Origin of the sequence: Streptomyces sp. NPDC059851, from assembly GCF_042732005.1 — a bacterium.
In the GTDB taxonomy this organism is placed as follows: Bacteria; Actinomycetota; Actinomycetes; order Streptomycetales; family Streptomycetaceae; genus Streptomyces.
Map to the genome: position 1 here is coordinate 1 of NZ_JBHWJJ010000221.1, position 8,119 is coordinate 8,119.

Genomic DNA, 8,119 nt, shown 5'->3' on the forward strand with positions numbered 1-8,119 from the left:
GCCGGGCGGCATCAGTCCGCGGGCTGCTCCGCGGACGGTCTCACACGCACTCACGACCATCGCGGGAGAGAAGCCGTGTCCGTACCGTCGACGATCGACCACACCGCCAAGAAGCACAGCCCCCAACTCGCGTACTGGATGGTCCAGGCCGCCGACCTCGCCTACAAGGACGAGACCACCATCGCGGCCAAGGCCCGCGACTGGGGATTCGAGCAGGTGCGTCACCACCACACCCGGTTCAAGCCTCCGTTCCCGCTCGAGGACACCCAGGCGTACACGATCGCCAGCGACAAGATGATCATCACCGGGTTCCGGGGCACCGAGCCGGTGCAGATCCGCGACTGGCTCTCGGACGCGACCACGCCCCCCTGGCCGGGACCGGGCAAGACCGGCTACGTCCACTACGGCTTCGGCCAGGCCCTCGACTCGATCTTCCCCACCGTCAAGGACGCTCTCGCCGATTTCCGCGACAACGGCCAGAGCGTGTGGTTCACCGGGCACAGCCTCGGTGGCGCACTCGCCATGCTCGCCGGCTGCCGCATGTACCTGGAGGAGCCGCGCCTGCAGGCCGACGGCATCTACACCTACGGCCAGCCCCGCACCTGCGACCGTCTCCTGGCCGCCTCCTGCAACAAGGGCTTCAAGGATCGTCTGCACCGCTACGTCAACAACAACGACATCGTCCCGCAGCTGCCGCCCGAGCCCGCCTACACCCACGTCGAGACCCTGCACTACATCGACGCCAGCGGCCGCGTCCGCTCCTCCATGCCGCTCATGGGTGCGCTGACCGACCGGGTCAAGGGCGCCACGGCCGACCTCCTGGCCCCCGCCAGCGACGCCCTGCGCGACCACCCCATCAAGGAGTACGTCGCCGCCATGGAGAAGAACCTCGTCTGAGGAGCAGCGCGCTGCCTTGAAGCCTCGCCGAGGTGGAGCCTGCCATCTTCGGCGAGGACGATCTCCGCCGTGAACGTCCTGCCCCTGACCCGCGACCGGCTCCACCAGGGGCTGACCGACCGTAGGCAGGCTCAGGGTGGACGTCCTGGCGGCGCGGGCGATCGGCGGTACGTGGAGACGCGTTCTGCGTGACTACGTGGATGGGACTGACGGTGCGGCGGAACTCATACGTGACCGCCCTCCAAACGATCACGAGCGTCGCGTGCGTGGATGTGCGAGCTGCGCACGATCGCGTGCCCACGGGGGCTCGGAGGATTCGCTGGGGGGTTCGGCGGTAGGGGGTGGTGGTCCGGGGACTGCGAGGCGGCCTTGGGCCTGTTGCGTCCGAGGCGTTCGTGGGCGCTGGCGAAGTGCCCGGAAACGGCTGCTGAGACCGTGGAGAGGTCCAGGGCAAGAGCGAAGCCGGCGATGATTTCCGCGAGTCGGACTGCGCTTCCCCGGCCGGTGCATCCCATCGCTTCGAGGAGTTCGTGCTGTGTGGGCAGGTGGGTGCCGCCCCCGACGGTGCCGACCGCCAGGCCGGGAAGGGTCATGCTGGCATAGACGCCGTCGGGTGTGCGTTCGAGGATGAACTGCCCTGCGCTCGATTCGTGAACGCAGGCGATGTCCTGGCCCGTCGCGGTGAACAGGGCTGCCACGATGTTGGCGGTGTTCGCGTTCGAGCCCAGCACGCCGCTGTGAACGGCGCCGGCTGTGATGTGCCGGTAGCCCCTGACCAGCTCGTCGGGGGTGGTTTTGAGGACTCGCTCGACGACGCCTCCTGGCAGGAGGCAGTCGGCAGACACCCTGATCCCGCGTCCTTCCGCCATGGCCTGTGCTGACGCCTTCTTGTCGCCCGATGTGTTTCCCTCGATGAGGAACGCTTCGAGTGCCTCCTGACCGATGAGGTGGGGCTGTTCCAGGATCCACTGGCAGGCGTGCCAGGTGCAGGCGGTGGTCATGTTCTGCCCTGCCGCGTCCCCGGTGGTGTACCGGAACCTCAGGTGGACGGTCCTGCCCAGCACCACGGGTTCGAGCGAGATGAGTTCGGCATGGCTGGAGACCTGCCGGACGGCCGTTCGGAGGTCGTCGAGGTGCCGGGGAATCGCCGTGGCGAAGCGGCTGGCGGCCGCCAGGCGGGAGAAGGCGAAGACAGGTGCACGCGTCATCGCCTGTGCGGCGGCGCGGGTGCTGACGCCACCTGCCATGGTGATGGCCAGGGCTCCCCGTGTCGCCGAGGAGACCAGGGCGCCCTCCGTGGTGGCCATGGGGGCGTACACCTCGCCCTGGACGCTCTCCCCGCAGAACAGCAAGGGCCCGGCCACACCGACGGGGATCTCGACGGCGCCCACGAATCCCTCGATGTTTCCGGTCAGCTTTCCGGCGTCGAGTTGCGTGTGCTGCAAGGAGCCGAGCCCCAGGCGGGTGATGGACCGAAGCCAGTCAAGCCGTCGGAGCCGTGCTGACTCCGTGTAGACGCCCCTGGCGGGCACGTACCGTCCGGCGGGGCGAGGACCGGGAATTCCTCGATGGCTCATGCAGCATCGCTTTCTCGGGGGCCCGCGGACTGCTCCGTCGGGGCCGGTGTTCCTGTTGGCTCGTGCCGGCTGGGGTGGCAGCTGCCCGGGGGAGCCGGCCCCCTGGGACGAGCGCGGGTGCCGCCCACGGACAGCCGCCGCAGGCAGCGGCGGCAAGGCGGGTTGGACGCGCCTGCTGGTGCGGAGCGCGGCGACCCGCACCACAGTGATCACCGCGCGCCCCGGTTCTACCGAGCCCGCGCCCGCGGGAGAAGGCCCGGCGATGGTGTTTCACCCGCCCGGGAAGGCGAATTCACCGCCGAAACGGCACTTCACCGCCGTGCTCGGCTTGACGTCATCATGGTGGTGGGTCTGCGCCGGAGCTCACCCCGGGCGGAGGCGGTGGCCGAGATCTGGTGAGGGGCCTTGATCCGGGCTCGGTGCCCGATCTCGTCGCGGCCGCGGAGCAGGCGCCGGGCGGCCTGTGGGTAGTGCGCCCGGGGGCACCGCGGTTGGCGCGGAGCTTGATCAAGGGTGTCGGGGTGGCTCCCGCGGCTGTGAGGCGGACCGAGCCGCTTGCGTTCTCGATTGTCCTCAGCGGCGCCCCTCCCTCAGAGGAGAAGGCCCCGGCCATCCAGGCGGTGAGTGGGCTCAGCCGGTCCCCGGTGAACCGGACCCGTCCAGCTCCCCGGCCCGCAGGGCCTTGCACTGTTGCGGCACCCACCGCCCGAGGGGCGACGCCTTGGTGACGCCGACCTCGGGCTCCACGCCATGGGGCACGGCGTAGAGGCCGGTGATCCGGTTCTCCGCCCGCCACCGCAGCAGGGCCTGGTAGCCCTCCAGCCAGACGAACAAGTCCGGTCCGTAGACCCGGGTGCTCAGGGACGCGGCGATCGTGGCGGAGTCCCGGGGAGAGGGGAAGTGGAGCAGCGCCGACTCGGCAGTGGCATCGGTGCCGTGATGTGCCTACTGGCCGGGGGGATGGGACGGGCGAGGCGCTTCAGCCGTCGACCGCCAGCGGGACGTGGCCCGCCGCCTCCTGCACCGCGGCCTCCAGCTCACCGCGGTCCAGACCCAGCTCCTCTGCGAAGTGGGTCAGGGCGTCCTCGAGCGGCTCCCAGACCTCACGCCAGTCTTCCCATGCGTCCCGCCAGGCCACGTGCTGCTCGTCGGTCCACTTCTGAACCTTGCCGAGCTCCTCCTGAAGGTGCTTCACCACGGCATGCGCTGCGTCGTTCGCTTCCTGCAGCTCGACCAGCTCGACCAGCTCGTCCATATAGTCCGTCAGTTCGATTTCCATTTCGCAATCTTAAGCGGCAGGTGCCGCCTGACTGGCCGCATCCCAAGGCTGACTTCCGTCGTGCGGCGGGGGTGCTGCTGTGCAGCGCGACCTCTGCTTCGTACCGGCGCGGTCCGGACCCATACCAGGAAGTCGTCACGATCGGCCATGCCTTCACCGTGGCCCGGCTCTGCGGTCGCGGCTTCGGGGCGGGGATCGGTCGGCGGAGCTCCGCGATGCGGCGTTCGCCGCGGAGCTGGGCCAGATCCCGGGTTCCGGGCTGGCGGTATCAGGAGCCGCTGTGGCGGGAAAGGAGGCGTGGGCCCCGCGGTGTCGCGGCCGGGCGATCGCCATGACCTCCGCCGGCACGTCCCCGTCCAGCGCTGCCCGCCGCCTTGAGGGCCGCTGGCCCAGGAGGTCGGCGCGGTACAGCAACCGCTGGAGGAGTACAGCGGTGGTCCCTGCATTCATGCACTCCAGCTTGATCTCTTTTCCGGGTGACCACGACTTCGCCGGACCCGGACCCGGACCCGGACCCGCCGCCTTGGCCCCACTGCGCTGTCGGATCCGGCCCGGACGATCCTGTGGGGTGTCGTGGCCTCATCGTCGATACGTACCACGCCTGCCTGACCCACCTGCCGGAAGTCTCCCGCGTGACGTACCTGGCCGGCCTGAACCCCGGCAGCCAGATCAATCACTCCGGCACCACCTTCACCGGTGATCTGCTGCCTCGGCTGCTCCACGCGCTCCGGGACCCGAGCAGCGGGCAGCTGCTGGTCAGGCATGCTCGCTTCGAAGCCGCCACGTTCTCGGATACGGCCAACTTCGGGGGAGTGGCTTTCGCGGACGCTTGGTTCGACGGGGCGGTGTTCTCCGGCGATGCCGTCTTCCGCGGGGCGTCGTTCGCCGGGAGAGCCGGGTTCAGGAGGGCGACGTTTGCAGGGAGCGCAGGCTTCAGTAAGGCCGTTTTCTCCCGTGCTGCGGACTTCGGTCGGGCGGAGTTCGCCCGTAAGGCCCTCTTCGACAACGCACTGCTCGCCGACGCTGAGTTCGGCGGGGCAACCTTCTCCGATGACGCCTGGTTCGGTGCAGCGAAATTCTCCCGTGACGCCCGTTTCGATCAGGCCACCTTCGCCAAGGCCGACTTCCGCCGGGCGAAGTTCTTCGGGAACGCGGAGTTCAGCGGGGTGGCGTTCTCCGGCAAGGCTCTCTTCGACGGAGCGGCGTTCTCCGGCGGTGCGAGCTTGCACCGGGCGCTGTTCTCGGGTGATGCCGGGTTCGGCGGAGCTCGATTCGACGGCGACGCCCATTTCGGCAGGGCGACCTTCTCCCGCAGCGCCGACTTCCGTGGCGTGAAGTTCTCCGGCGACGCCTGGTTCGGCCGCGTGACCTTCTCCGACGGCGTCTGCTTCAGCTCGGCGAAACTCGTCGGAAGCGCCCGCTTCGACGCCACGGCTTTCTCCGGCAAGGCCGCCTTCAACAGGGCGGAGTTCTCCGGCGGTGCCCGATTCGTCGAGGCGAGGTTCTCGGACAACGCCGACTTCAGCGAGGCGGAGTTCACGGGCGAGGCGGCCTTCCGCAGGGCGGCCTTCCGCAGGGCGGCCTTCTCCGGCGGCGCCGTCTTCGGCGCGGCGACGTTCTCCGCCAGCGCTCTCTTCAGCGGCGCGAGCTTCGAGAGCCCTTCCCGACTGGGCCCGCTCACCTGCCAAGGGAAGCTCGATCTCTCAGGTGCGCACTTTCGTGGTCCGGTGACCATTGAGGCGGCAACGGCCTTCTTCGCATGCATGAGGACTCGCTGGGACTCCACAGCCACGTTGGGTCTGCGCTATGCGACAGCGGATCTCACGGACGCCGTCATGGAGTACCCGATGAGTGTGGCTACGCACCCGTCTGCCTTCACGTACGACCGCCGGCTGGTCGACGAGTCCGGTTTGGCCGGCTTGGATCCGACTGCCCGGATCACCTCGTTGAGCGGTGTGGACGCGGCCCACTTGACGCTGACCGACGTCGACTTGTCGGGCTGCCTGCTCACCGGCACCTTCCACCTCGACCAGCTCCGCCTCGAAGGCCGCTGCGCCTTCGCGCCCGCCCCGACCGGCGTGCACCGGCACGGTGCCTTCTCAACCCGCTGGACACAACGCCGCACCCTTGCTGAGGAACACCACTGGCGCGCCAGCACCGGCTCGACCGGCTGGTCACCCGCGTCTCCCGGGGCGTCCGTCCAACAGCCTGCCGCCCTCGCCCCCGTGTACCGCCAGCTGCGGAAGTCCTTCGAGGACGCCAAGAACGAACCGGACGCAGCAGACTTCTACTACGGCGAGATGGAGATGCGCCGCCACGACGGTTACCGGCCCCGCTCGGAGCGTGCGCTGCTGACACTGTACTGGGCCGTCTCAGGCTACGGTCTACGAGCTTCCAGGGCACTTGCCTGGCTCCTGGGAGCCATGGCCGCCACCGTCCGGATCATGATGCTGTGGGGCATCCCCGAGAACGCCCCCCTGGCCATGACAACAGGGCGCCTGACCGGGCGAAGCATCTCCCTGACCACGGAAAACCCCACCCCTGCGAACCCATCCGGTCCCCTGGGTTCCCGACTGACCTCTCAGCGCTGGGAGAAGTCCCTGCGGATCGTCGTGAACTCGGTCGTCTTCCGCTCCTCCGGCCAGAACCTCACCACCGTCGGCACCTACACCGAGAGGGCATCCCGCCTGATCGAGCCCGCGCTGCTGGGGATTGCGGTGCTCGCCGTTCGCGGACGAGTCAAGCGGTAGCCCAGCGCCGACGGAAGCCCAAGACCGTGTTGGCGTCCGGGGGCACCGCCGGGCCACCCGACGCCCAATCGGCCCCGGCCGGTGATGGGCAGCGCGCGGTAGCGTCCGTGCCCATGCCGAGTATGCGTCGGCGGGGGAGCCGGGCGTGGCCGCGGGCGGCTCGCAGCGGCCGTACGGAGCGCTTCGGTCGGCTCGGCTGCCGGTCGGTCCGGTGGCGAGCGGTTCGGCCGGACGCCCGATGGTCTGGTCCGGGACGCGATCCTCACCTCCTCGGCCTGGCCGGACAAGTGGCGCAGAGGGCCGCCTTCGACCGCCAGGACGTTGACGACGCCGGGCTTCTGTCCGCCGCGCGCGGCCAGGGCGTCGGCGTGGGCCAGGCGGTGGCCCGACTCTGGCTCGGCAGGGCGGTCCGCGGCTGGCCGCCACCGCTCCGGCCGCCCCCGCGGTCCCCACCGCCCAGACCGCCCCCGGCCCCGCGACGGCTGCCGCCTCCGCCGCATCGAGTGACGGATGGATCTGGGTGAGCAGGCCACGGAGCCGGCTGGCGATCCAGGTGGGCTCGCCCGCCAGGTCGTCGTCATAGCCCGCGATCACGGCGAGCACGGCGACGTCTCGTCGGTGTGATCGATTGTTCGCGCAGTGTGGGGCACGGACCTGGCGGCACCCGCGATGATGAACGCGTCGCGGGCGTCGCTCTTGGCCGCCTCACCGCGATACAGGTCAGCGATCTGCCGCATCGTGACTCCGGGTAGACGGCGACCTGGCAGCCGGCGTTCCGGGGGACTGCCAGGGGCGGGGCGGCATTGAGTCCTCGCAGCGGCACCGGAACACCCGATGCGTACACCGCGAGGAGCCGGCGTGATTCGTTGATGCCGCCTTCAGGCGTTGTAGATCGGCGGTTCGTTCTGCGAGTTGGGTCTGCGTAGCGGCGCTCCCGGCGGTAGGGGCTCCGCCAGGGGTTCCGGGTGCACCGCCGCCGGTCTCGGTGCGAGCGGGAGTGCGGCCGTCGGCTGCCCAGAGCCCGAGGGCGACGGGGTCGATGCCCCCGCTTCTCCTTGATCACGATGAGGGTGTCTGCTTTCGCGGTTCGTTGGAAGACTTCGCTGGGCTCATTGCGCCTCCCCCTTGGGGTTCTGGTCGTCGACGATCTCCGCGTCGACGACTTCTTCGTCCCCGCTGGACGACCCGGCGCCCGGTGCCGGCCCGCCTCCGCCCGCGGCGGCCCCTTGGGCCTCGTACAGGGCGGTGCCGATCTTCTGCGCGACGGTGCTGGCGCGCTCCGTCGCCGTGCGGATGGCCGACGTGTCCTGGCCCTTGAGCTTCTCCTTCAGTTCTGCGATCGCGGTTTCCGTTTCGGTCCTGAGGTCGTTCGGGATCTTGGACTCGTTCTCGCGCAGAAGCTTCTCGGTCTGATAGACGAGCTGTTCCGCGCTGTTGCGGGTCTCGGCCTCCTCCTTGCGGCGGCGGTCTTCCTCGGCGTGCTGCTCTGCCTCGCGGATCATGCGGTCGATGTCCTGGCGGGGCAGGGAGGAGCCGCCGGTGACGGTCATCTTCTGCTCCTTGCCCGTGCCCAGGTCCTTCGCGGTCACGTGCATGATGCCGTTGGCGTCGATGTC

5 protein-coding genes and 2 pseudogenes are annotated in these 8,119 nt (G+C 69.7%); 2 read left to right on the forward strand and 5 right to left on the reverse strand.

Annotation, left to right across the window (positions count from 1 at the left end; translation table 11 throughout):
* The first annotated feature begins 75 nt into the window (after positions 1–75).
* Positions 76–897: a lipase family protein gene (locus ACFV7Q_RS37530; protein ID WP_385435431.1), complete on the forward strand. Its 822-nt coding sequence runs from the start codon at positions 76–78 to the stop codon at positions 895–897.
* Between the two features lie 224 nt (positions 898–1,121).
* Here ACFV7Q_RS37530 and ACFV7Q_RS37535 read toward each other — a convergent pair whose 3' ends face one another.
* The 3 genes and pseudogenes from ACFV7Q_RS37535 to ACFV7Q_RS37545 form a co-directional block, all read right to left on the reverse strand.
* Entirely contained in the window at positions 1,122–2,474 is a 1,353-nt protein-coding gene (locus ACFV7Q_RS37535; protein ID WP_385435432.1) for a hydroxymethylglutaryl-CoA reductase, read from the reverse strand.
* A 657-nt stretch (positions 2,475–3,131) separates the two neighbouring features.
* Positions 3,132–3,407 (reverse strand): annotated as a pseudogene (locus tag ACFV7Q_RS37540) (helicase associated domain-containing protein); the annotation flags it as partial.
* A 46-nt stretch (positions 3,408–3,453) separates the two neighbouring features.
* On the reverse strand, positions 3,454–3,753 hold the full coding sequence (locus ACFV7Q_RS37545) for a hypothetical protein (RefSeq protein ID WP_385435433.1): 300 nt from the start codon (positions 3,751–3,753) through the stop codon (positions 3,454–3,456).
* A gap of 632 nt (positions 3,754–4,385) precedes the next feature.
* Here ACFV7Q_RS37545 and ACFV7Q_RS37550 point away from each other — a divergent pair.
* Complete coding sequence (locus ACFV7Q_RS37550; RefSeq protein WP_385435434.1) at positions 4,386–6,503, forward strand: pentapeptide repeat-containing protein; 2,118 nt, start codon at positions 4,386–4,388, stop codon at positions 6,501–6,503.
* A 497-nt stretch (positions 6,504–7,000) separates the two neighbouring features.
* Here the strand turns inward: ACFV7Q_RS37550 and ACFV7Q_RS37555 are convergent.
* Positions 7,001–7,302 (reverse strand): annotated as a pseudogene (locus ACFV7Q_RS37555) (transposase); the annotation flags it as partial.
* Between the two features lie 310 nt (positions 7,303–7,612).
* A partial coding sequence (locus tag ACFV7Q_RS37560; RefSeq protein WP_385435435.1) for an Hsp70 family protein occupies positions 7,613–8,119 on the reverse strand: 507 nt, incomplete at its 5' end.

Bases quoted from the DNA above. Each gene is read 5' to 3' on its own strand.
- ACFV7Q_RS37545 (WP_385435433.1), bottom strand. From the start codon at position 3,753: ATGGAAATCGAACTGACGGACTATATGGACGAGCTGGTCGAGCTGGTC.
- ACFV7Q_RS37535 (WP_385435432.1), bottom strand. From the start codon at position 2,474: ATGAGCCATCGAGGAATTCCCGGTCCTCGCCCCGCCGGACGGTACGTG.